This window comes from Pseudomonas sp. PDM13 (assembly GCF_025685765.1).
Classification (GTDB): Bacteria; Pseudomonadota; Gammaproteobacteria; order Pseudomonadales; family Pseudomonadaceae; genus Metapseudomonas; species Metapseudomonas solani.
In genome coordinates this window covers 50010-72738 of sequence record NZ_JAOTQU010000009.1, presented here as the reverse complement: position 1 = coordinate 72738, position 22729 = coordinate 50010, and the positions used below count along the sequence as shown (strand labels likewise).

The following is a 22729-nucleotide window of genomic DNA, read 5'->3' as shown; positions in this document are numbered from 1 at the left end:
TGAATTCCCTACATTATCTCCACGCAACGCCGTCGCCAGCCGACCGCGCCAAGCGCCCCGTAGCGAGCCCCGACCTCGCGCCCGGGGTCCCAACGCCCACAAGGAACGCCTAATGACCGGACTTTCCACCGCCGCCATCTACGTCATCCAGACCCTTGGCAGCCTCTACCTGCTGATCGTGCTGCTGCGCTTCATCCTGCAGCTGGTGCGCGCCGACTTCTACAACCCGCTCAGCCAGTTCATCGTGCGCGCCACCAAGCCGCTGCTGAATCCGCTGCGCAAGATCATCCCCGGCTTCGCCGGGCTGGACGTGGCGTCCCTGGTACTGGCCATCCTCATCCAGCTGCTGCTGATGATCGTCACCCTGGTCCTCATGGGCTACGGCGTCGGCGGCTACCTGCTGCAACTGCTGGTGTGGGCGCTGATCGCCGTGACCTCGCTGTTCATCAAGGTGTTCTTCTTCGCCATGATCATCAGCGTGATCCTCTCCTGGGTCGCCCCCAACAGCTACAACCCCGGCGCCCAGCTGGTGAACCAGATCTGCGAGCCGCTGCTGGCGCCCTTCCGCAAGCTGCTGCCCAACCTCGGCGGCCTGGACATCTCGCCGATCTTCGCCTTCATCGCCCTGCGCCTGATCGACATGCTGGTGATCGGCAACCTGGCGGTGATGACCGGGATGCCGAAGATCCTCAGCCCCTTCATGTAATGAGCTTCTTCCGCTGGGACGTCGAGGACCTGATCCTCGACGTCCACCTGCAGCCCAAGGCGAGCCGCGACGAGTTCGCCGGGCTGCATGGCGAGCGCCTGAAGATCCGCCTCACCGCGCCCCCGGTGGAGGGCAAGGCCAATGCGCACCTGCTGGCCTTCCTCGGCCAGGCCTTCGGCGTCGCCAAGAGCCTGGTGAGCCTGGAGAGCGGTGAGCTGAACCGGCAGAAACGCGTGCGCATCCGCGCCCCGCAGAAGCTCCCGGAGCTGCCCGGACTGACCGCTCGGTCGTCCTGACAGACCTTAAGGCGGGACCGCCGAGCGGGCCGATTGACGGCGCCGTCGGGCCCCGGATAATGCGAGCCATTCCTCCGCTCGCGCCACCACAGGCGGCGGGCCCGCCCGGCCAGGGCAAACGGCAGCCGCCAGGTCGCCGTCGCATCGATGTCGAGTTCCCACATTTCTGTACGCAGGACGCGCTGCCGGAAGGAGAGCCAGGATGAGCATGGAACGTCTCAGTCAACAGGTCGACGCCTACGTCGCCTGGAAACGCGAGCTGATGCGCGAGATCACCCGCTATCGCAGCTGGCTGGAACACAACCGCCTCAATTCCGATGCGGTGCAGGACAAGCTCGAGCGCACCCTGCGCCTGCTGCGCACCGATCACATCACCCTGGCTTTCGTCGGCGAGTTCTCCCGTGGCAAGACCGAGCTGATCAACAGCCTGTTCTTCTCCGAGTTCGGCCAGCGCATGCTGCCGTCCCACGCCGGCCGCACCACCATGTGCCCCACCGAGCTGTTCTTCGACCCGCGCTCGGAGCGTTCCTACATCCGCCTACTGCCGATCGAGACGCGCACCGCCTCGGCCAGCGTCGCGCAGTTCAAGCGCATCCCCCGGCACTGGGTGAACATCCCGCTGGATATCAGCGACCCGGACAACATGGTCCAGGCCTTCACCCAGGTGGCCAAGACCAAGCCGATGCCGGTGGAGCAGGCCATCCAGCTCGGCTTCCACCCCGACACCCTGGAATCCGCCGGCCGCCCCGGCATGGTGCTGGTACCGGCCTGGCGCCACGCCATGGTCAACTTCGACCACCCGCTGCTGCGCCAGGGCCTGCGCATCCTCGACACCCCGGGCCTGAACGCCCTGGGCAGCGAACCAGAACTGACCCTGTCGATGCTGCCCAGCGCCCAGGCGATCATCTTCCTGCTGGCCGCCGACACCGGCGTCACCGCCAGCGACATGGACATCTGGCAGCAGCACATCCGCCAGCTCGACGAAGACACCCAGACCAGCCTGTTCGCCGTGCTGAACAAGGTCGACGTGCTCTGGGACGACCTCGCCGGCGAGACCTTCGTGCAGAACGCCATCCGCCAGATCCAGGAATCCACCGCCCGCCAGCTCGGCATCCGCCGCGAAGACGTGCTGCCGCTGTCGGCCAAGCAGGCGCTGCTGGCCAAGGTGCGCAAGGACCATGAGCTGCTGGAACGCAGCCAGATGGCCAACCTCGAGACCCTGCTCTGCGAACGCATCGTCGCGCAGAAGGAGCGCCTGCTGCAGACCCGCGTGGTCAACCAGGTGCTGGCCCTGCTGCAGAACAGCCAGCACGTGCTCAGCCTGCGCCTGGACAAGGTGCGCGAGCAGCAGGAGCTGCTCAGCAACCACCAGCAGGACAACGGCCAGATGCTCTTCGAGCTGACCGCCCGCACCAAGGAAGACCACGCCCGCCACCATCGCCGGCTGCTCGGCCTGAAGACCAACCAGCGCCTGCTCAAGCGCCAGGGCGACATGCTCCGCGCCGCCGCCCGCCCCGAGCGCCTGGAAGAGCACCTGGCCCGGGTGCGCCGCAACCTCACCAGCAGCTGGACCACGGTGGGCATCAACCAGGCCATCCTGCACTTCTTCCGCTCGGTGGAAGCAGACCTGCACAGCCTCGAACACGAGGCCGACATGGCCAACAAGATGGTCTCGGCCGTCTACCGCCGGCACAACGAGGAAAACCCGCTGCAGGGCGTCGATGCCCCGCAGTTCGATGTCACCCGCTACCAGCGCGAGCTGCGCCAGCTGCGGGGCAAGGCCGACCAGTTCCGCTTGCACCTGAAGACCCTGCTCACCGAGCAGCGCCTGCTGACCCGCCGCTTCTTCGCCACCCTGGTGCAGGAAGTGATCGGCATGCACCAGCGCCTGCGCCAGGACGCCGCGCAGTGGGCCAACGAAGCGCTGATGCCGCTGATGCAGAACACCCTGGAGCACAAGCAGCTGCTGGAAACCCACATGCTGCGCCTCAAGGCCCTGGCCCAGGACACCCAGCAGGCGCGCCAGCGCGTGCTGCAGCTGTCGCGCTACACCGGCGAGCTGGAAAAGCAGCTGGCCCAGGCCAACGACATGCTCCGCGTGCTGCGTCGCCCGGCGCCCATCCAGCGCCAGGGCAAGGTGGTCAGCCTGCCCGGGCTGGTGCGTCAGCAACACGAAGCCTGAGCCTTTCCATTCAAGGGTTTGGCCACCGTTCCGCCTGTTGCCGGGGGGGACGGTGCTCTTTAGACTGGCGCCCTTCCCAGATAAAGAGCAGCGGCTGCGATGCCCACCGTCATCCCCGAAGATTCCGTCGGCCTGATCACGCCCCAGGTGCAGCGCTTCAGCGAGCCGCTGCCGCTGGCCTGCGGCCGCAGCCTGGCCGAGTACGACCTGGTCTATGAGACCTACGGCGAGCTGAACGCCGACCACAGCAACGCCGTGCTGATCTGCCACGCCCTGTCCGGCCACCACCACGCCGCCGGCTTCCACAGCATGGAAGACCGCAAGCCCGGCTGGTGGGACAGCTGCATCGGCCCCGGCAAGGCCATCGATACCCGCCGCTTCTTCGTCGTCAGCCTCAACAACCTCGGCGGCTGCAACGGCTCCACCGGTCCCTCCAGCATCAACCCGGCCACCGGCAAGCCCTTCGGCGCCGATTTCCCGGTGATGACGGTGGAAGACTGGGTGCACAGCCAGGCCCGCCTGGCCGATGTCCTGGGCATCAGCCAATGGGCCGCCGTGGTCGGCGGCAGCCTCGGCGGCATGCAGGCGCTGCAGTGGACCATCAGCTACCCCGAGCGCGTGCGCCACTGCCTGGCCATCGCCTCGGCGCCCAAACTCTCGGCCCAGAACATCGCCTTCAACGAAGTGGCGCGCCAGGCCATCCTCACCGACCCGGAATTCCACGGCGGCCACTTCCAGGACCAGGGCGTGATCCCCAAGCGCGGCCTGATGCTGGCGCGCATGGTCGGCCACATCACCTACCTGTCCGACGACGCCATGGGCGAGAAATTCGGCCGCGGCCTGAAGAGCGAGAAGCTCAACTACGACTTCCACAGCGTCGAGTTCCAGGTGGAGAGCTACCTGCGCTACCAGGGCGAGGAGTTCTCCGGCCGCTTCGACGCCAACACCTACCTGCTGATGACCAAGGCGCTGGACTACTACGATCCGGCGGCCGCCCACGACGGCGACCTGGCCAAGACCCTGGCCGGTGCCACGGCGGACTTCTGCGTGATGTCCTTCACCACCGACTGGCGCTTCTCCCCGGCCCGCTCGCGGGAGATCGTCGACGCCCTCACCGCCGCGCGGAAGAACGTCTGCTACCTGGAAATCGACGCGCCCCAGGGCCACGACGCCTTCCTCATGCCGATCCCGCGTTACCTGCAAGCCTTCAGCGGTTACATGAACCGCATCGCCGTCTAAGGGAGCCACCGTGCGCGCCGACCTCGAAATCATCCAGGACTGGATCCCCGCCGGCAGCCGCGTGCTCGACCTCGGCTGCGGCGACGGCGAACTGCTGGCCTGGCTGCGTGACAACAAGCAGGTCACCGGCTACGGCCTGGAGATCGACCCGGACAATATCGCCCAATGCGTCAGCAAGGGCGTCAACGTCATCGAGCAGGACCTGGACAAGGGCCTGGGCAACTTCGCCAGCAACAGCTTCGACGTGGTGGTGATGACCCAGGCGCTGCAGGCCGTGCACTACCCCGACCGCATCCTCGAAGAGATGCTGCGCGTTGGCCGCCAGTGCATCATCACCTTCCCCAACTTCGGCCACTGGCGCTGCCGCTGGTACCTCGCGCGCAACGGCCGCATGCCGGTGTCCGAGTTCCTGCCCTACACCTGGTACAACACGCCGAACATCCACTTCTGCACCTTCAAGGATTTCGAAGCCCTGTGCCGGGAGATGAAGATGAAGGTGCTCGACCGCCTGGCGGTCGACCACGAGCACCGCCACAACCTGGGTAGCCGCGTATGGCCTAATCTTCTAGGAGAGATCGGCATCTATCGCGTCAGCGGCCCCAGCGTGCTGGAAAGCCGTATCGCGATCTGAACCGGAGGACCCCCACCATGCGCCGCCTGACCCTTTTCCTCTTCGCCCTGTGCCTGGCCCTGCCGGCCGTGGCCGAACGCAAGCAGACCTTCGGTGACCTCGACGTGCACTACAGCGCGTTCAACTCCGGCTTCCTGCAGCCGGACGTCGCCGCCGCCGTCGGCCTGGTGCGCAGCAAGACCCAGGGCGTGGTCAACGTCGCCGTGCTCAAGGCCGGCAAGGCCAGCACCGCCCAGGTCAGCGGCCAGGTGAAGGACCTGCTCGGCAAGGTCACCCCGCTGGCCTTCAAGCAGGTCAACGAGGGCGGCGCCATCTACTACCTGGCGCAGTTCCCCTTCAGCCAGCGCGAAATGCTCAACTTCACCCTGACGGTGCAGCAGGGCGACAACGCGCCCAATACCTTCAACTTCGACCAGGAATTCTTCCCAGACGAATGATGCCCTTCAAAGAACTGGTGCTGGCCAGCCACAACGCCGGCAAGCTCAAGGAACTCCAGGCCATGCTCGGCGACAGCGTGCGTGTGCGCTCGATCGGTGAGTTCAGCGACGTCGAGCCCGAGGAAACCGGCCTGACCTTCGTCGAGAACGCCATCCTCAAGGCCCGCAACGCCGCTCGCGTGTCCGGCCTGCCGGCCCTGGCCGACGACTCCGGCCTGGCGGTGGACTTCCTCGGCGGCGCCCCCGGCATCTACTCGGCGCGCTATGCCGACGGCCAGGGTGACGCAGCCAACAACGCCAAGCTGCTGGCCGCCCTCAAGGACGTGCCGGAAGCCCAGCGCGGCGCGCAGTTCATCTGCTCCCTGGCGCTGATGCGCCACGCCGACGACCCGCTGCCGATCCTCTGCGAAGGCGCCTGGCGCGGCCGCATCCTCTTTGAAGCCCGTGGCGAGCACGGCTTCGGCTACGACCCGCTGTTCTGGGTGCCCGAAGGCGACTGTTCCAGCGCCGAGATGCCGCCCACCGAGAAGAACCGCTTCAGCCATCGCGCCCGCGCCATGGCCCTGCTGAAGCAGCGGTTGGGGATATGAAGAAGGAAGCTGCAAGCCACGAGCTGCAAGCCACAAGCAAAGAAGCTCCGAACTTGCCGCTTGCAGCTTCAGGCTTCCAGCTGCCGCCTCTGGCGGCTTACATCCACATTCCGTGGTGCGTGCGCAAATGCCCGTACTGCGACTTCAACTCCCACGCTGCCGGCCCCGAGCTGCCCGAAGAGGCCTATGTCGACGCCTTGCTGGCGGACCTGGACGCCGACCTGCACCACGTCCATGGCCGCGAGCTGACCTCGATCTTCTTCGGCGGCGGCACCCCCAGCCTGTTCAGCGCCAAGGCTCTCGGCCGCTTGCTGGAAGGCGTCGAGCGGCGCGTGCCCTTCGCTCGTGATATCGAGATCACCCTGGAAGCCAACCCGGGCACCTTCGAGCAGGCCAAGTTCTCCGCCTACCGGCAACTGGGCATCAACCGCCTGTCCATCGGCGTGCAAAGCTTCCAGGAAGCCAAGCTCAAGGCCCTGGGGCGCATCCACGATGGTGGCGAGGCGATCCGCGCCGCCGACATGGCCCGCCAGGCCGGCTTCGACAATTTCAACCTGGACCTGATGCACGGCCTGCCGGACCAGTCCATCGAAGACGCCCTGGGTGACCTGCGCATCGCCATCGACCAGGGGCCGACGCACCTGTCCTGGTACCAGCTGACCATGGAGCCGAACACGGTGTTCTGGACCCAGCCGCCGGAGCTGCCCGAGGACGACATCCTCTGGGACATCCAGGAAGCCGGGCAGGCACTGCTGGCCGAGCATGGTTACGCCCAGTACGAAGTCTCCGCCTATGCCCGCGAAGGCCGACGTGCGCGGCACAACCTCAACTACTGGACCTTCGGCGACTTCCTCGGCATCGGTGCCGGCGCCCATGCCAAGCTCAGCGACCCGGCCGGGCATATCGTGCGCACCTGGAAGACCCGCTTGCCCAAGGATTACCTGGATACGGCCAAACCCTTCCAGGCCGGCGAACGGGTGCTGGATGCGGGCGAGCTGCCCTTCGAATTCCTCATGAACGTGCTGCGCCTCACCGATGGCGTGCAGGCCGAGCTGTTCAGCTCGCGCACCGGCATGCCGCTTTCCGGCCTCGCCGAGGCGCGCAGCGAGGCCCAGGCCCGCGGCCTGCTCGATACCGACCCGACGCGCCTGGTGGCGACCCGGGAAGGCCAGCTGTTCCTCAACGACCTGCTGCAACACTTCCTGCCCTGAGGGCTAAGGACAACGGATGGACCTGCTTCTGGACCTGGTCGCGACCCTCTCCCGCTGGAGCCGCAGCCACCTCTACGACATCTCCCTGGCGATCATGGCAACCCTGCTGGTCTTGCTCGGCCCCGGCATCAACGCCTGGGTCCAGCAGCGCATCGGCGGCCTCAACTTCCTCTTCCGCACCCTGCTGTTCGTCGCCCTCTGCGCCCTGGGCTACGGCCTGGCGATGATCTTCCTCACCCCCTGGCTGGCCAAGGGCCTGGGCTACTTCAACAACTACACCCTGGCCCCCGTCCTGCTACTAGTCTTCTTCCTGATCGGCGTCCTCGCCGACCGCAACTGAGGCTCAGGGCGCGCTCCGGCGGCCACTGGCCGCCACGTCATCGACAAGGAGCACGCCATGAAGCCGATCAAGCACCTCTACATGCACTTCCAGGACGGCCAGCGCCTGGCGCTGCGCTTTCCCCAGCAGTCCAGCGACCCGGTGGAGGTCGCGCGCGGCCTGCGCAAGCAGATGGAATCGGCCTTCGTCAGCATCGAGGTGGACGGCGACCTGCTGCTCATCCCCCGCGAAAGCATCAAGTACATGCAGATCAGCCCCGCACCGCCGGCCCTGCCGGAGCAGACCATCCTCGGCGCGGAAATGATCAACTAGAAAGGGCCCACCCCTACCCGCATCGTAGGATGGGGAGAGCGAAGCGAAACCCATCACCTCGACGCACATGCCACCCGGCCGACGCTTTTCCCGCGCCCAATAAAAAGCCGCCCCGAAGGGCGGCTGGAGTGGCCAGGCAGGCCGGAATATCAGTTGCCTTCGCGGCGCAGCGCCTGCGGCGTGAAGTCACGCGGGCCCAGCGGGGCGTTGAAGTCGTACATGGGCTCGTTGTTGTCGAGGCCATCGGCGAAGTAGCGGCCGCCCTTGAAGTCGTAGATGGTTTCCAGGGTGCTGCCGAACATCGGTACATCGTAGTAGCTGATCGGGTGGCTTTCCTGCAGGCCGATCAACTGACCGTCCTTGTCGTACAGGTCCACCGCGAGGATCTGCCAGCTGTCCTCGTCGATGTAGAAGCGACGCTTGGCGTACGGGTGGGAGAAGCCCTTGCGCAGGTTCGCCTCGACCACCCAGGTGCGGTGCAGCTCGTAGCGCAGCAGGTCCGGGTTGACGAACTTGGTCTTGAGGATCTGATCGTAGGGGATGCCTTTCTGGTGTACGGCATAGCTGTTGTAGGGGACCAGGGTCTCCTGCTTGCCCACCAGCTTCCACTCGTAGCGCTCCGGCGCGCCGTTGTAGGAGTCGACGACGTCGGCGGTGGCCATGCCGTTGGTATCCGGCTGCAGGGTGTCATAGGCCAGCATCGGCAGGCGGCGCACGCGGCGTTCGCCACGGTTGAAGCGCCAGGCCTTGCGGATCGACAGCACCTGGTCGAGGGTCTCCTGCACCACCAGCGCGGAACCGGCCAGCTTGGCCGGGGCCACGACCGCGTACTTGTAGTAGAAGATGGTGTTTTCCAGGTCCTTCGGCTCTACGCCATCACGGCCGTAGACGAAGTAGATGTTGCGATCCAGCTTCTGCAGGTTGTAGCTGCCGTTGGCCAGCACCGCCGCCTGGTTGGTGACGAAATGGATCTGGTCGCCACGGTAACGCAGGATGTGGTTCCAGATGACTTCCAGGCCGCTGGAGGGGATCGGGAACGGAATGCCCGCCGCTACGCCCTGTACGCCGTTGCCGCCGGCGATCAGCTCGCCGTTGACCGCATTGGCACGGGTCGCCTCATAGATGCGCTGTGGGGCGGCGGCGCTGCGATGGGTGGGGAAGACGCGCACGGAGTAATCCGGGTAGGTCTCCACCAGCGCCTTGAGGCCTGCCGGCATCTGCGCCGCATACTGGCCGGCGTTCTTGCTGGTGATGATGTACTTGGGCGCTTCGCCAGCGAAGGGATCGGGGTGGTGCATGCCGGGCTGGTAGCTGGCCGGCGGAGTCGCCAGGCCGCCGTCCCAGGCCGGAATCGAACCCTCGGCATTGCCCGCACGCTCGCCGCCCAGCGGCGTGAGCTCCCCGCCCAGGCGCGCAGCATCGTCAGCACCGACCTTGGCCTGCGCCTGCAGGGCACAGGAGGCCAGAAGCAGAATTGCAAACTTTCTCAACACAGCCTTCTCCTCGCGGCGCGCTCGGGTCGCGCCGCTATTGTTCTTGTGCCACCACCACTATAGGCGGGGCTCTTTATTTCCGTCGGATCAGGTGAGGGTGCCGTCCTGGCGCCGGGTGGTCCCGGTCTATGGTTGTGCTCGTCCGTGGCAGTCGCGGCCTGGGCCGCGAAGGGTGGATCAGTCGACGCGTTGGAACTTCAGGTCCCACACGCCATGGCCGAGACGCTCGCCACGACGTTCGAACTTGGTGATCGGGCGCTCTTCAGGGCGTGGCACGTAACGCCCATCCTCCGCCAGATTGCGGTAACCGGGGGCGACGTTCATCACCTCCAGCATGTGTTCAGCATAGTGCTCCCAATCGGTGGCCATGTGCAGCACGCCACCGATCCGCAGTTTGCTGCGCACCAGCTCGGCGAATGCCGGCTGGACGATACGGCGCTTGTGGTGACGCGACTTGTGCCAGGGATCCGGGAAGAACAGCAGTACGCGCTCGAGGCTGGCGTCCGCCACGCAGTCGCGCAGCACTTCCAGGGCGTCGCAGCTGTAGACGCGGATGTTGCTCAGGTTCTGGGTCATGGCGCCGTTGAGCAGCGCGCCGACGCCGGGGCGATGCACCTCGACGCCGATGAAGTCCTGCTCCGGCGCGGCGGCGGCCATCTCCAGGGTGGCGTGGCCCATGCCGAAGCCGATCTCGAAGGTGCGCGGCGCAGTCCGGCCGAACAGGGCATCGAAATCACGGGGGCCGTCGGCCAGCTCGAGGCCGAATTTCGGCCAGCCCTGGTCGAGCCCGCGTTGCTGGCCTTCGGTCATGCGCCCGGCGCGCATCACGAAACTCTTGATGGTGCGGTGACGCACTTCGCCGGCTTCTGCCGGCGAGTCCTGCTGTTCAGTCATGGTTTATCTCAGCGGATCAGACCATCCAGCGGCGACGAGGCGCTGGCGTAGAGCTTGCGCGGCATGCGCCCTGCCAGGTAGGCGAGGCGGCCGGCGACGATAGCGTGCTTCATCGCCTCGCCCATCATCACCGGGTCCTGGGCATGGGCGATGGCGGTGTTCATCAACACGGCCTCGCAACCCAGTTCCATGGCGATGGTGGCATCGGAGGCGGTGCCCACACCGGCATCCACCAGCACGGGAACCTTGGCTTCCTCGAGGATGATGCGCAGGTTGTAGGGGTTGCAGATGCCCAGGCCCGAGCCGATCAGGCCGGCCAGCGGCATCACCGCGATGCAGCCGATCTCGGCCAGCTGGCGGGCGATGATGGGGTCATCGCTGGTGTAGACCATCACGTCGAAGCCTTCCTTGACCAGCACTTCGGCGGCCTTGAGGGTTTCGATCACGTTGGGGAAGAGGGTCTTCTGGTCCGCCAGTACTTCCAGCTTCACCAGGTTGTGGCCATCAAGCAGCTCACGGGCCAGGCGGCAGGTGCGCACGGCTTCCACGGCGTCATAGCAGCCGGCGGTGTTCGGCAGGATGGTGTAGCGGCTCGGCGGGATCACGTCGAGCAGGTTGGGCTCGCCGGGGTTCTGGCCGATGTTGGTGCGGCGCACCGCCACGGTGACGATCTCGGCGCCCGAGGCTTCGATGGCGCGGCGGGTCTCGTCGAGGTCCTTGTACTTGCCGGTGCCGACCAGCAGGCGCGACTCATAGGTACGACCAGCCAGGGTGAAAGGCTTGTCGATCGGCGTTTGGCTCATGAGGACTCCTAGCGGGCGGCCTAGCCGCCACCGATGGCGTGTACCACTTCGACCTGGTCGCCTTCGCTGAGCGCGGTGGCGGCATGCTGGCTGCGCGGCACGATATCGAGGTTGAGTTCGACCGCGACGCGGCGGCCAGTCAGGTCCAGGCGCACGATCAGGTCCGCGACGGTCTGGCCGTCGGGCAGCTCGAAGGGTTCGCCGTTCAACTGAATGTGCATGACAATGCGGTCACAACTTGAGGGGTCGGCATTCTAGCCCGATCCATGCCGATGACCAAGGCTGAATGGCGCCATTCGTCCTCATTTTTGACGCCAGGGTCAGACTTGGGACGATCAGCGTGCCGACAGTTGCCAAGCCGCCAGACCCAGGCACAGCCAGCCGCCGAGGAAGGCCACGCCGCCAAAGGGCGTGATGATGCCGAGCTTGCTGACACCGGTGAGGGTGAGCACGTAGAGGCTACCGGAGAACAGCAGGATGCCGAGGGCGAACAGGCCACCGGCGGCATTCACCAGGCGGCCGGGCAGGTGCAGGGATAGCAGCCCGACGCCGAACAGCGCGAGGGCGTGGATCAGCTGGTAATGGGTGCCGGTCTGGAACACCGCCAGGTGCTCGGGGCTGAGGCGGGCCTTGAGGCCATGGGCGGCGAAAGCGCCGAGGGCGACGCCAGTGAACCCGGCGAAGGCGGAAAACAGCAGGAACAAGCGGGCCATCTAAGACTCCAGACAAGTAGGAAGCGGCCGCTATAATGGCGCGCAAACCAATCCCCGGCCAGCCCACGCATGTTCCGATCCCTCAGCCGTCGCCTGTTCAAACTGCTGCTCTGGTTCGCCGCCGGCTCGGTGCTGCTGGTGCTGGTTTTCCGCTGGGTGCCGCCACCGGGCACCATGCTGATGGTGGAGCGCAAGATCGAGTCCTGGGTCGACGGCGAGCCCATCGACCTGCAGCGCACCTGGCGCCCCTGGAAGGAATTGCCGGACGACCTGAAGATCGCGGTGATCGCCGCCGAGGACCAGAAGTTCGCCGAGCACTGGGGCTTCGACGTCCCGGCCATCCGCGCCGCCCTCGCCCATAACGAGCGCGGCGGCTCGCTGCGCGGTGCCAGCACCCTGAGCCAGCAGGTGGCCAAGAACGTGTTCCTCTGGTCCGGCCGCAGCTGGCTGCGCAAGGGCCTGGAAGCCTGGTTCACCGGGCTGATCGAGCTGCTCTGGTCGAAGCAGCGGATTCTCGAGGTCTATCTCAACAGTGCGGAATGGGGCAACGGCGTGTTCGGCGCCGAAGCCGCGGCCAAGCACCACTTCGGCATCGCCGCACCCTACCTGTCACGCCAGCAGTCGAGCCTGCTGGCCGCTGTGCTGCCCAACCCCCGCGAATGGAATGCCGGGCGCCCGGGGGGCTATGTCGCCCGCCGTGCCGGCTGGATCCGCCGGCAGATGGCCCAGCTGGGTGGAACTCACTACCTGGAGCAGCTCAAGCCGGTCACGCCGATCTGAGTCAGTGTTTCATCGTGCTGCGAGGCACCACGCGGACCAGGTGCAGCTGTTCGTCCAGCACATGGGCGGTCAGCCCCTCGGTCGGGTAGACCCAGGCTTCACCCTCCCCCAACTGCAGGCGCAGGCGCGGCTGGCCGATGCTGGCGGCGAGGCGCTCCGCCGCCGGAGGCTGTTGCGGGCGTAGCTCCAGGGCGGCGATGCGATGCCCAGCCAGCTGCTCCAGCAGCTTCGGGCTCAGAGGCTGCTCGCCCTGGTTGCCGCCATCGCCCAGCGCCTTGAGCAGGCTTTTCCGCTCGCCATCATCCAGCGCCAGCTCGGCTTCCAGGTTGCAGGCATCAGCCCCCGCCCCCGTACTGAGGAACAGCAGGCGCGGCCCGGCACTGGCCGACTGCAGCCACAGCTCACCCGGGGCCTGGCCGTTCAGGGCGCCCAGGGTCAGGTTGCCCTCGGCCATGGGCTCCAGCAGCGGCTGCTGCCAGGCCGCGACCCAGCCCAGGGGCTCAGCCGGGCCGGCACTGCGCTGCAACCACAGCGCCAGGGAGAAGAACACCAGCGCCACGGCGGCGAACAGCAGCCAGTGTTTCGGGCGGAAGGCGGGCATCGGCATGGTTTGCTCCGGGCAGAAAAAAGCCGCCCGTGGGGGCGGCTTCGGATGGGTCGCTGGCTTACGCCTGGATGAAGCCCTTGAGCTTGTTCATCGCATTCTTCTCCAGCTGGCGGATACGCTCGGCGGAGACGTTGTACTTGGCGGCCAGGTCATGCAGCGTCGCCTTGTCCTCAGCCAGCCAACGCTGCTGGAGGATGTCACGGCTGCGCTCGTCCAGGCCTTCCAGCGCTTCGTGCAGGCTGGCGGAGGAGCTGTCGCTCCAGTCCGCTTCCTCCAGCTGGCGGGCCGGGTCGTAGCGATGGTCTTCCAGGTAATGGGCCGGCGACTGGTAGGCAGCGTCGTCGTCGGCATCCGCCGCCGGGTCGAACGCCATGTCGTGGCCGGTCAGCCTGCTTTCCATCTCCCGCACTTCACGCGGCTCCACACCCAGGCTCTCGGCCACGGCATGGACTTCGTCATTGTTCAGCCACGCCAGACGCTTCTTCTGGCTGCGCAGGTTGAAGAACAGCTTGCGCTGCGCCTTGGTGGTGGCGACCTTGACGATGCGCCAGTTGCGCAGGATGAACTCGTGGATCTCGGCCTTGATCCAGTGCACCGCGAAGGACACCAGACGAACGCCCATTTCCGGGTTGAAACGTTTCACGGCCTTCATCAGGCCGACGTTGCCTTCCTGGATCAGGTCGGCCTGGGCCAGACCATAGCCGGAATAACTCTTGGCGATATGTACAACGAAGCGCAGGTGCGCCAACACCATTTGCCGCGCCGCTTCCAGATCCTGTTGGTAGAAGAGGCGTTCGGCCAGTTCGCGCTCCTGCTCGGGGGTCAGCAGCGGAATGCCGTTGACCGCATGCACGTAGGCATCCAGGTTCGCACCGGGAGCCAGGGCATAGACAGGTTGCAAGGAAGTGGTCATGCGAATCCTCCGATTCACTAAGCTCGCGCAGTTTAGCACTGGCTTTTATGACTGCAAGGGGGCGTAAAAGTTTCGTTACACCCCATCCATGGGCAGCCTTTTACAAGGGGCTTCTAGCGCGGCGCCAATTCGCTGAGATGACGCGCCACGGCCAGCCAGGCGCCAATGTATCCCAGCAGCACGGCCCCCAGAAGCAGGGATAGACCATCGGCTAATGGCACGCCGCCCAGGGCGAAGTCGCTGCCGTACAGGCCGGCCAGGCGGACCACCGCATCGTTCAGCCAGTTCAGGCCGAAGGCCAGCACCAGCCAGGACAACAGCCCGGCGCCGATACCATAAAGTGCGCCCATATAAAGGAAGGGACGCCGCACATAGGCATCGGTTCCACCGACCAGCTTGATGACTTCGATCTCGGTGCGGCGGTTCTCGATGTGCAGGCGGATGGTGTTGCCGATCACCAGCAGCAGGGCCGACACCAGCAGCAGGGTCAGGCCGAAGACGAAACGCTCGCCCAGTTTGAGGATCGCCGACAGGCGCTCCACCCAGACCAGGTCGAGCTGGGCCTGCTGCACCTTGGGCAGCTCGGCCAGGCGCAGGCGCAGGGCTTCGAGGGTGGTCTTATCGACTTCCTTGGGCGTCACCAGGATCACCCCGGGCAGCGGGTTTTCCGGCAGCTCCTTGAGCGCCTGGCCCAGGCCGGACTGCTGCTGGAACTCGTCCAGCGCCTGTTCACGGCTGATCCATTCGACCTCGGCGACATCCGCCATGCCGGTGATTTCCTCGCGCAGCCTCTGGCCGTCGGCTTCGCCGGCGTCCATCTGCAGGAACAGCGAGATCTGCGCGGCGCGCTGCCAGGAGCCACCCAAGCGCTCGACATTGTTGAGCAGCAGCGACAGGCCCATGGGCAGGCTCAGGGCGATGGCCATCACCAGGCTGGTAAAGAAACTGCCGATGGGCTGGCGGCCCAGGCGGCGCAGGCTGTCCACCAGGCTGGCGCGGTGCGCTTCCAGCCAGGCGTGCAGCAGGGCACTGAAGTCCGGGCCTTCCTCGCCGTCTTTCTGCGGTTCGGTCGGTTTGGCGGTGGCGCCCACGCGCTCGGCGGGTTTGGGCGGTGGCATGCGGGTAGCGCTCATCAGCCGGCCTCCCCGTCGCCGATCAGGCGGCCACGTTGCAGGGTGAGCATGCGATGGCGCATGCGCGCGATCAGTGCCAGGTCGTGGCTGGCGATCAGAATCGTGGTGCCCAAGCGGTTGATATCCTCGAAGACGCCCATGATCTCGGCCGCCAGGCGCGGGTCGAGGTTACCGGTGGGTTCGTCCGCCAGCAGCAGGGCCGGGCGGTGCACTACGGCGCGGGCGATGCCGACGCGTTGCTGCTGGCCGGTGGAAAGATCGGCCGGGTACAGCTCGGCCTTGTCGGCCAGGGACACCCGCTCCAGCGCCACGCCGACGCGCTTGGCGATCTCGGGCTTGGCCAGGCCGAGGATCTGCAGCGGCAGGGCGACGTTGTCGAACACGGTGCGGTCGAACAGCAACTGGTGGTTCTGGAACACCACGCCGATCTGCCGGCGCAGGAAGGGGATCTGCGAGGTGGTGATCTGCGACAGGTCCTGGCCGGCCAGCAGCAGCTTGCCGGTGGTCGGGCGTTCCATGGCCAGCAGCAGGCGCAACAGGGTGCTCTTGCCGGCGCCGGAGTGGCCGGTGACGAAGAGGAACTCGCCGCGACGCACGCGGAAGCTCAGTTCATGCAGGCCGACGTGGCCATTGGGATAGCGCTTGCCCACCTGCTCGAAACGGATCATGCGCGCTCCCGCTCCGCGAACAGCGCACGCACGAAGGACTCGGCTTCGAAGTCGCGCAGGTCGTCGATGCCCTCGCCAACGCCGATATAGCGGATCGGCAGGGCGAACTGCTTGGCCAGGGCGAAGATCACCCCGCCCTTGGCGGTGCCGTCGAGCTTGGTCAGCGCCAGGCCGGAGAGGTTGACCGCCTGGTGGAACTGCTTGGCCTGGTTGATGGCGTTCTGGCCGGTGCCGGCGTCCAGCACCAGCAACACCTCGTGGGGAGCGCTTTCGTCCAGCTTGCCGATCACGCGGCGCACCTTCTTCAGCTCCTCCATCAGGTTGTCCTTGGTGTGCAGGCGGCCGGCGGTGTCGGCGATCAGCACGTCGATGCCACGGGCCTTGGCGGCCTGCACGGCATCGAAGATCACGGAGGCGGAATCGGCACCGGTGTGCTGGGCGATCACGGAAATATTGTTGCGCTCACCCCAGACCTGCAGCTGCTCCACGGCAGCGGCACGGAAGGTGTCGCCCGCGGCGAGCATGACCTTCTTGCCCTCCAGCTGCAGCTTCTTGGCCAGCTTGCCGATGGTGGTGGTCTTGCCGACGCCGTTCACGCCGACCACGAGGATCACGTAGGGGCGCTTCTCGGCCTCGATGCGCAGGGGCTGCTCCACCGGCTTGAGCAGCGCGGCGAGTTCGTCCTGCAGGGCCTTGTACAGGGCATCGCTGTCGGCCAGCTGCTTGCGCGCGACCTTCTGGGTCAGGCTCTGGACGATGGCGGTGGTGGCCTCGACGCCGACGTCGGCGGTCAGCAGGCGGGTTTCGATCTCATCCAGCAGGTCGTCATCGATGGCCTTGCGCCCGAGGAACAGGCTGGCCATGCCTTCGCCCAGGCTGGCGCTGGTCTTCGACAGGCCCTGCTTGAGGCGGGCGAAGAAGCCGGCCTTGGCGGCCTCGGTCACCGGCTGCGGCTGGGCCGGCGCGGCGACGGGGGCTTCGACTACGGGCTCAGGAATGGGCTCAGGAGTGGGTTCGGCAACCGCAGCAGGAACAGGCACTTCGACCACCGGTGCCGGAGCGGGCGCTTCGACGATGGGTGCAGGTGCAGGTGCAGGTGCAGGTGCAGGTGCAGGTGCAGGTGCAGGTGCAGCAGGCTCGGCGGGAGCCGGCACCACGTCAACCGGCGCTTGCGGCGCAGCGGGTGTCGGCAGGGGCTGCGGCTCTGCCGCTGGGGCAGCGACCGGCGCGACCTCGGCAACGGGCTCGACCACCGGAGCAGGCGCAACCGGCTGCGCCTCGGCGGCGGGCAGCTCGGGCTGGGTGGGTTCTGCGGGCGGCACGGGGGCCGCTTCCTGCGGTTTCTTGCGCAGCCAGCCGAACAGGGATTTTTTCTCAGCGGCCTCGGCCGGCGTCTTCTTGTCGTCGTTGGAACCAAACATGGGTAGCTTGTATCTCAAGGAGCGGCCGCTCTGGGCCTGGCCCGGTAGCGTCGCCGTGCCGGAAAGGGATGGAGTATCCTAGCACCTCTTCGCCCGCAGGCGGTACGTCCGCCGGGGCCGTCCGAAAGGTCAAAATCATCGATGAAAGCGATTGCCCGCCACGCCGCCGGCCTGCTGTTCGGCGCCCTTTGTCTGCCGATGGCTGTCCATGCCGCAGAAGCTCAACCCACCCATGAATACACCCTCGAAAACGGCCTGAAAATTGTCGTCAGAGAAGACCACAGAGCCCCGGTGGTAGTTTCCCAGCTCTGGTACAAGGTCGGCTCCAGCTACGAGACGCCCGGCCAGACCGGCCTCTCCCACGCCCTCGAACACATGATGTTCAAGGGCAGCCGCAAACTCGGCCCGGGCGAGGCTTCCCTGGTGCTGCGCGACCTCGGTGCCGAGGAAAACGCCTTCACCAGCGATGATTACACCGCCTATTACCAGGTCCTGGCCCGTGACCGCCTGAACGTCGCCTTCGAACTGGAAGCCGACCGCATGGCCAGCCTGCGCCTGCCGCCGGAAGAGTTCGAACGCGAGATCGAGGTGATCAAGGAGGAGCGCCGCCTGCGCACCGACGACCGCCCCACCGCCAAGGCCTTCGAGCGCTTCAAGGCCATGGCCTATCCCGCCAGCGGCTACCACACCCCCACCATCGGCTGGATGGCCGACCTGGACCGCATGAAGGTCGAGGAGCTGCGCCACTGGTACGAATCCTGGTACGTGCCCAACAACGCCACCCTGGTGGTGGTCGGTGACGTCAAGGGCGAAGAGGTCAAGGCCCTGGCCCAGCGCTGGTTCGGTGGCATCCCCAGCCGCGCCGTTCCGCCCTCCAAGAAGCCCCTGGAGCTGGCCGCCCCCGGCGAGCGCCGCATCGTCCTGCACGTGAAGACCCAACTGCCGAGCCTGATCATGGGCTTCAACGTTCCCGGTCTCGCCACCGCCAAGGAGCCGCGCCAGGTGCATGCCCTGCGCCTGATCTCCGCGCTGCTCGATGGCGGCTACAGCGCCCGCCTGCCCAGCCGCCTGGAGCGTGGCGAGGAGCTGGTGAGCGGCGCCTCCGCCAACTACGACGGCTACCCGCGCGGCGACAGCCTGTTCATGCTCAGCGCCATGCCCAACGTGCAGAAGGGCAAGACCCTGGAGCAGACCGAAGCCGGCCTGTGGAAGGAGCTGGACGACCTGAAGAACAACCCGCCGAGCGACGAGGAGCTCAAGCGCGTACGGGCCCAGGTGATCGCCGGGCTGGTTTACGAGCGCGACTCCATCACCAGCCAGGCCACCACCATCGGCCAGCTGGAAACCGTCGGCCTGTCCTGGAAGCTGATCGACCAGGACCTTGCCGCCCTGGAAGCCGTCACCCCGGCCGACATCCAGGCCGCCGCCAAGACCTTCTTCACCCGCGACCGCCTCAGCGTCGCCCACGTCCTGCCCGAGGAGGCTAGCCATGAGTGAGCGCAACGGCCTGCGATACGGCCTGCTCGGCCTGGCCCTGATCGCCCTGCTGGGCGTCCTGCTGTTCATCGTCGTCGACCGCACCCCGCCGGCCCTGGCCGCCGAGGCCGATGAGCCGCCGAAGCTCGAATCCATCACCGAGCTGGACGGCAAGGCCCCGGCCCGCCGTGACCTGGACATCCAGACCTGGGAAACCGCCGAAGGCGCCAAGGTGCTCTTCGTCGCCGCCCCCGAGCTGCCGATGTTCGACCTGCGCCTGACCTTCGCCGCCGGCAGCAGCCAGGACGGCGACACCCCCGGCCTCGCCACCCTGACCAACGCCATGCTCAACGAAGGCGTGAAGGGCAAGGACGTCACCGCCATCGCCGAGGGCTTCGAAGGCCTCGGCGCCGACTTCAGCAATGGTGCCTACCGCGACATGGCCGTGGCCGGCCTGCGCAGCCTGACCGACCCGAAACTGCGTGACCCGGCCCTGGAGCTGTTCACCCAGGTCATCGGCGCGCCGACCTTCCCCGAGGACTCCCTGGCGCGGATCAAGAACCAGATGCTCGCCGGCTTCGAGTACCAGAAGCAGAACCCCGGCAAGCTGGCGGGCCTGGCGCTGTTCGACAAGCTCTACGGCAAGCACCCCTACGCCCATTCCAGCGAGGGTGACGAGAAGTCCATCCCCGGCATCGGCATCGCCCAGCTGCAGGCCTTCCACAAGAAGGGCTACGCCGCCGGCAACGTGGTGATCGCCCTGGTCGGCGACCTCTCCCGCGCGGAAGCCGAAGCCATCGCCAAGCGTGTGTCCGAAGCCCTGCCGAAAGGACCGAAGCTGGCCAAGGTGGCCACGCCCGAAACGCCCAAGCCGGGCACCACGCACATCGAGTTCCCCTCGGCGCAGACCCACCTGATGCTGGCCCAGCTCGGCATCGACCGTAACGAGCCCGACTACGCCGCGCTCTACCTGGGCAACCAGATCCTCGGCGGCGGCGGCTTCGGCACCCGGCTGATGGAAGAGGTGCGCGAGAAACGCGGCCTGACCTACGGCGTCAGCTCCGGCTTCACCGCCATGCAGGTCGCCGGCCCCTTCATGATCGGCCTGCAGACCCGCGCCGAGCTGAGCGACGGCACCCTCAAGCTGGTCAAGGACATCGTCCGCGACTACCTGGCCAAGGGCCCGACGCAGAAGGAACTGGACGACGCCAAGCGCGAACTGGCCGGCAGCTTCCCACTGTCCACCGCGAGCAACGCCGACATCGTCGGCCAGCTCGGCGCCATCGGTTTCTACGGCCTGCCGCTGACCTACCTGGAAGACTTCATGAAACAGGTCCAGGGGCTCGATGTCGAACAGGTCAAGGCCGCCATGGACAAGCACCTGAACCCGGACAGCTTCGTCATCGTCACCGCCGGCCCGACCGTTCCCCAGAAGGAACTGCCGGCACCGACCGAGAAGCGTTTCAAACCCAGCTTTGGCATCCCGGAGCACTGATGGCCGCACGTTCGCCGAAGAAGGCCCCAGCCCCCCACGGGGGCCAGGGCCAGTTGCGCATCATCGGTGGCGAGTGGCGTTCGCGCCGCTTCGCCTTCCCCGACGGCCCGGGCCTGCGCCCGACGCCGGACCGGGTGCGCGAAACCCTGTTCAACTGGCTCGCCCCCTATGTGGAAGGCGCGCGGGTGCTCGACCCCTTCACCGGCAGCGGCGCGCTGTACCTGGAGGCGCTGTCCCGCGGCGCCCAGGAAGCCCTGGCCCTGGACCTCAACCCCGACTCGGTCGCCGCCCTGCGCACCACCCTCGACACCCTCGGTTGCGGTGCCGGCCAACTGCTGCAGGCCGACGCGCTGCGCTACCTGGCCACCCAGACGCCGCGCCCCTATGACCTGGTGTTCCTCGACCCGCCCTTCAACCTCAACCTGCTGCAGCCGGCCTGCGCGCTGCTGGAGGAGAACGGCTGGCTGGCCGCCGACGCCTGGATCTACACCGAGAGCGAGAGCGCTCCGTCCAGCCTGGGCCTGCCCGGCAACTGGCGCCTGCACCGGGAGAAGAAGGCCAGCACCGTGCACTACGCCCTGTGGCATCGCCAGGCGTGAGCGATTTCAACCCCGCCTGGTGGCTGCCGGGCCCGCACCTGCAGACCCTCTGGTCGCCCTTCTGCCGCAAGCCCCCGCAGCTGGAACGCCGGCGCGAACGCCTATGGCTGGAGGATGGCGACTTCCTCGACCTCGACTGGCACGGCCCCCACGACGCCGAGGCGCCGCTGGTGCTGGTGCTCCACGGCCTCACCGGCTCGTCCAGCTCGCTCTACGTGCTCGGCCTGCAGCAGCAGCTCGCCGGGCGCGGCTGGTCCAGCGTGGCGATCAACTGGCGTGGCTGCTCGGGCGAGCCCAACCTGCTGCCCCGGGGCTACCACTCCGGCGCCAGCGAAGACCTCGCCGCCACCGTCGAACACCTGCGCCGCGTGCGGCCGCTGGCACCGCTGTACGCCGTCGGCTACTCCCTGGGCGGCAACGTGCTGCTCAAGTACCTGGGTGAAAGTGGCGAAGGCTGCACCCTGAGCGGTGCCGTCGCGGTCTCGGTGCCCTTCCGCCTGGACCAGTGCGCCGACCGCATCGGTGCCGGCTTCTCACGGGTCTACCAGCGCCACTTCATGCGCGAGATGGTCGCCTACGTGCGCGACAAGCAGCGCCTGTTCGCCCACCAGGGCCAGGCCGACCGCCTCTCGGTGCTGGAGAAGCTCGGCCCGCTGGACGGCATGCGCACCTTCTGGGATTTCGACGGCCGCATCACCGCGCCCCTGCATGGTTATGCCGACGCCGACGACTACTATCGCCGCGCCTCCAGCCGCTACTTCCTCGGTGAAATCCGCGTGCCGGCGCTGCTGATCCAGGCCGCCGACGACCCCTTCGTGTTCCGCCACAGCATCCCCGAGGCCCACGAGCTCTCCGCCAGCACACGCCTGGAACTGCATGAGAAAGGGGGCCATGTCGGCTTCATCGGTGGTACGCCGGGCACGCCCGACTACTACCTGGAACGGCGCATCCCGCAGTGGCTGGCGGGGCTGGCCCGCTAGCCCTGCACCACCAGGTCGAGGGGCACGTAGAGCTTCTCGTAGAGCGCCGCCACCGCCTCCTGCGCCTCGGCGGCGATATAGCCCCCCTCCAGCGCCAGCACCTGGTAGATGCCACGGCGCAGCATCTCTTCGTTGAGATCGCCCGGGTCGCCCCGCGTGGTGCAGAGGAAGCGCACCCAGGAGGTCATGATGATCCAGCTGTTCAGGGCCAGGGCCTCGATCTGCGCGTCGTTCATCAGCAGGATGCCGACCTCGACGAAGCCCCGGTAGATGGCCTGGGCATGCCCCAGGCAGCGCTGGGCGAAGACCCGATAGCGCGCCGCCAGCTCGGCGTCGGACTCCAGCAGGTGCTCGAGGTCGCGGTGCAGGAAGCGGTAATGCCACATCGCCGCCAGCAGCGCCTCCAGGTAGAAGGTCTTGTCCTCCACCGTCAGGGCGCGGTCCTGGGGCAGGCGCAGGAAGGCATCGACCCGTGATTCGTACTCGGCGAACAGCTCGGCGATGATCACCTGCTTGTTGCGGAAGTGGTAATAGAGGTTGCCCGGCGACATCCCCAGGTGCGCGGCGATGTGGTTGGTGGTGACGTTGCGCTCCCCCTGGGCGTTGAACAGCTCCAGGCTGGATTGCACGATTCGCTCGCGGGTCTTGATACGTGGGGCCATGCGCGGATCGGTCTCACTGCTGCCGGAAGTCGGCGAGGGTAACAAAACTACACAGAGTCCCGGAACAGACAGTACTTCTGCAGCGTTCCGCGTGCCGTTTCGCGCCCTGTTTGTGTGGTCTCCGCGCCCCGTGCCCAGGCCGTCTGGA

General features: G+C 66.9%; 25 protein-coding genes and 1 pseudogene. 15 read left to right on the top strand and 11 right to left on the bottom strand.

Features of this window, described 5'->3' with window-relative positions:
• The first annotated feature begins 112 nt into the window (after window positions 1–112).
• The 10 genes from OEJ36_RS11840 to OEJ36_RS11795 all read left to right on the top strand — a co-directional run bounded on the left by OEJ36_RS11840 (window position 113) and on the right by OEJ36_RS11795 (window position 7944).
• Complete coding sequence (locus OEJ36_RS11840) at window positions 113–706, top strand: YggT family protein (protein WP_184488410.1); 594 nt, start codon at window positions 113–115, stop codon at window positions 704–706.
• Window positions 706–1002: a DUF167 domain-containing protein gene (locus OEJ36_RS11835; protein ID WP_263401649.1), complete on the top strand. Its 297-nt coding sequence runs from the start codon at window positions 706–708 to the stop codon at window positions 1000–1002. Before OEJ36_RS11840 ends, OEJ36_RS11835 begins: the two co-directional genes overlap by 1 nt.
• 202 nt (window positions 1003–1204) lie before the next feature.
• The gene (locus OEJ36_RS11830) at window positions 1205–3184 is read left to right on the top strand and encodes a dynamin-like GTPase family protein (protein ID WP_263401648.1); all 1980 of its coding nucleotides are present in this window, start codon (window positions 1205–1207) and stop codon (window positions 3182–3184) included.
• Window positions 3185–3283: 99 nt separating this feature from the next.
• Entirely contained in the window at window positions 3284–4423 is a 1140-nt protein-coding gene (metX, locus tag OEJ36_RS11825; protein ID WP_263401647.1) for a homoserine O-succinyltransferase MetX, read from the top strand.
• 10 nt (window positions 4424–4433) lie between these two features.
• Window positions 4434–5054 (top strand): methionine biosynthesis protein MetW, encoded by a 621-nt coding sequence (gene metW / locus OEJ36_RS11820; protein WP_263401646.1) that lies wholly within the window; start codon window positions 4434–4436, stop codon window positions 5052–5054.
• 17 nt (window positions 5055–5071) lie between these two features.
• Complete coding sequence (locus OEJ36_RS11815) at window positions 5072–5491, top strand: DUF4426 domain-containing protein (RefSeq protein ID WP_184488407.1); 420 nt, start codon at window positions 5072–5074, stop codon at window positions 5489–5491.
• Window positions 5488–6081, top strand: coding sequence for an RdgB/HAM1 family non-canonical purine NTP pyrophosphatase (gene rdgB, locus OEJ36_RS11810; protein WP_263401645.1), 594 nt, complete (start codon window positions 5488–5490; stop codon window positions 6079–6081). Before OEJ36_RS11815 ends, rdgB begins: the two co-directional genes overlap by 4 nt.
• Window positions 6078–7292, top strand: a complete 1215-nt coding sequence (gene hemW, locus OEJ36_RS11805; protein WP_263401644.1) for a radical SAM family heme chaperone HemW — start codon at window positions 6078–6080, stop codon at window positions 7290–7292. Before rdgB ends, hemW begins: the two co-directional genes overlap by 4 nt.
• A 16-nt stretch (window positions 7293–7308) precedes the next feature.
• Complete coding sequence (locus OEJ36_RS11800) at window positions 7309–7632, top strand: DUF3392 domain-containing protein (protein ID WP_021218349.1); 324 nt, start codon at window positions 7309–7311, stop codon at window positions 7630–7632.
• 57 nt (window positions 7633–7689) lie between these two features.
• Window positions 7690–7944: a hypothetical protein gene (locus tag OEJ36_RS11795; RefSeq protein WP_111262611.1), complete on the top strand. Its 255-nt coding sequence runs from the start codon at window positions 7690–7692 to the stop codon at window positions 7942–7944.
• Between the two features lie 149 nt (window positions 7945–8093).
• On the opposite strand, the gene OEJ36_RS11790 is transcribed toward OEJ36_RS11795, so the two are convergent.
• The 5 genes from OEJ36_RS11790 to OEJ36_RS11770 all read right to left on the bottom strand — a co-directional run bounded on the left by OEJ36_RS11790 (window position 8094) and on the right by OEJ36_RS11770 (window position 11847).
• A complete protein-coding gene (locus tag OEJ36_RS11790) occupies window positions 8094–9437 on the bottom strand; it encodes a DUF1329 domain-containing protein (RefSeq protein WP_263401643.1) in 1344 nt (447 codons plus the stop codon).
• Between the two features lie 177 nt (window positions 9438–9614).
• Window positions 9615–10331 (bottom strand): tRNA (guanosine(46)-N7)-methyltransferase TrmB, encoded by a 717-nt coding sequence (trmB, locus tag OEJ36_RS11785; RefSeq protein ID WP_184488404.1) that lies wholly within the window; start codon window positions 10329–10331, stop codon window positions 9615–9617.
• An 8-nt stretch (window positions 10332–10339) separates the two neighbouring features.
• Entirely contained in the window at window positions 10340–11134 is a 795-nt protein-coding gene (locus OEJ36_RS11780) for a thiazole synthase (RefSeq protein WP_043240872.1), read from the bottom strand.
• Between the two features lie 20 nt (window positions 11135–11154).
• Complete coding sequence (gene thiS / locus OEJ36_RS11775) at window positions 11155–11355, bottom strand: sulfur carrier protein ThiS (protein WP_043240875.1); 201 nt, start codon at window positions 11353–11355, stop codon at window positions 11155–11157.
• 114 nt (window positions 11356–11469) lie between these two features.
• Entirely contained in the window at window positions 11470–11847 is a 378-nt protein-coding gene (locus OEJ36_RS11770) for a DUF423 domain-containing protein (RefSeq protein WP_021218343.1), read from the bottom strand.
• Between the two features lie 69 nt (window positions 11848–11916).
• Between OEJ36_RS11770 and mtgA the strand changes: the two genes are divergently transcribed.
• Window positions 11917–12627, top strand: coding sequence for a monofunctional biosynthetic peptidoglycan transglycosylase (mtgA, locus tag OEJ36_RS11765; RefSeq protein ID WP_263401642.1), 711 nt, complete (start codon window positions 11917–11919; stop codon window positions 12625–12627).
• Window position 12628: 1 nt separating this feature from the next.
• Here the strand turns inward: mtgA and OEJ36_RS11760 are convergent, their stop codons facing one another.
• From OEJ36_RS11760 to ftsY, 5 genes are all read right to left on the bottom strand, one after another.
• Entirely contained in the window at window positions 12629–13234 is a 606-nt protein-coding gene (locus tag OEJ36_RS11760) for a hypothetical protein (RefSeq protein ID WP_263401641.1), read from the bottom strand.
• Between the two features lie 58 nt (window positions 13235–13292).
• Entirely contained in the window at window positions 13293–14147 is an 855-nt protein-coding gene (gene rpoH / locus OEJ36_RS11755; RefSeq protein ID WP_263401640.1) for an RNA polymerase sigma factor RpoH, read from the bottom strand.
• A gap of 113 nt (window positions 14148–14260) precedes the next feature.
• Window positions 14261–15280: a permease-like cell division protein FtsX gene (gene ftsX, locus OEJ36_RS11750; RefSeq protein ID WP_021218339.1), complete on the bottom strand. Its 1020-nt coding sequence runs from the start codon at window positions 15278–15280 to the stop codon at window positions 14261–14263.
• The gene (ftsE, locus tag OEJ36_RS11745; RefSeq protein ID WP_263401639.1) at window positions 15280–15948 is read right to left on the bottom strand and encodes a cell division ATP-binding protein FtsE; all 669 of its coding nucleotides are present in this window, start codon (window positions 15946–15948) and stop codon (window positions 15280–15282) included. The genes ftsX and ftsE overlap by 1 nt, the downstream gene beginning before the upstream one ends.
• Complete coding sequence (gene ftsY, locus OEJ36_RS11740; RefSeq protein WP_263401638.1) at window positions 15945–17369, bottom strand: signal recognition particle-docking protein FtsY; 1425 nt, start codon at window positions 17367–17369, stop codon at window positions 15945–15947. The genes ftsE and ftsY overlap by 4 nt, the downstream gene beginning before the upstream one ends.
• Before the next feature lie 68 nt (window positions 17370–17437).
• Between ftsY and OEJ36_RS11735 the strand changes: the two are divergent.
• From OEJ36_RS11735 to OEJ36_RS11720, 4 genes and pseudogenes are all read left to right on the top strand, one after another.
• Window positions 17438–18866 (top strand): annotated as a pseudogene (locus tag OEJ36_RS11735) (M16 family metallopeptidase).
• Window positions 18859–20340 (top strand): M16 family metallopeptidase, encoded by a 1482-nt coding sequence (locus OEJ36_RS11730; RefSeq protein WP_263401637.1) that lies wholly within the window; start codon window positions 18859–18861, stop codon window positions 20338–20340. Before OEJ36_RS11735 ends, OEJ36_RS11730 begins: the two are co-directional and overlap by 8 nt.
• Window positions 20340–20939 (top strand): 16S rRNA (guanine(966)-N(2))-methyltransferase RsmD, encoded by a 600-nt coding sequence (rsmD, locus tag OEJ36_RS11725; protein ID WP_021218334.1) that lies wholly within the window; start codon window positions 20340–20342, stop codon window positions 20937–20939. The genes OEJ36_RS11730 and rsmD overlap by 1 nt, the downstream gene beginning before the upstream one ends.
• Entirely contained in the window at window positions 20936–21919 is a 984-nt protein-coding gene (locus OEJ36_RS11720) for a hydrolase (RefSeq protein ID WP_184488398.1), read from the top strand. The genes rsmD and OEJ36_RS11720 overlap by 4 nt, the downstream gene beginning before the upstream one ends.
• On the opposite strand, the gene OEJ36_RS11715 is transcribed toward OEJ36_RS11720, so the two are convergent.
• Complete coding sequence (locus OEJ36_RS11715) at window positions 21916–22581, bottom strand: TetR/AcrR family transcriptional regulator (RefSeq protein ID WP_021218332.1); 666 nt, start codon at window positions 22579–22581, stop codon at window positions 21916–21918. The genes OEJ36_RS11720 and OEJ36_RS11715 overlap by 4 nt on opposite strands.
• Between the last annotated feature and the right edge of the window lie 148 nt (window positions 22582–22729).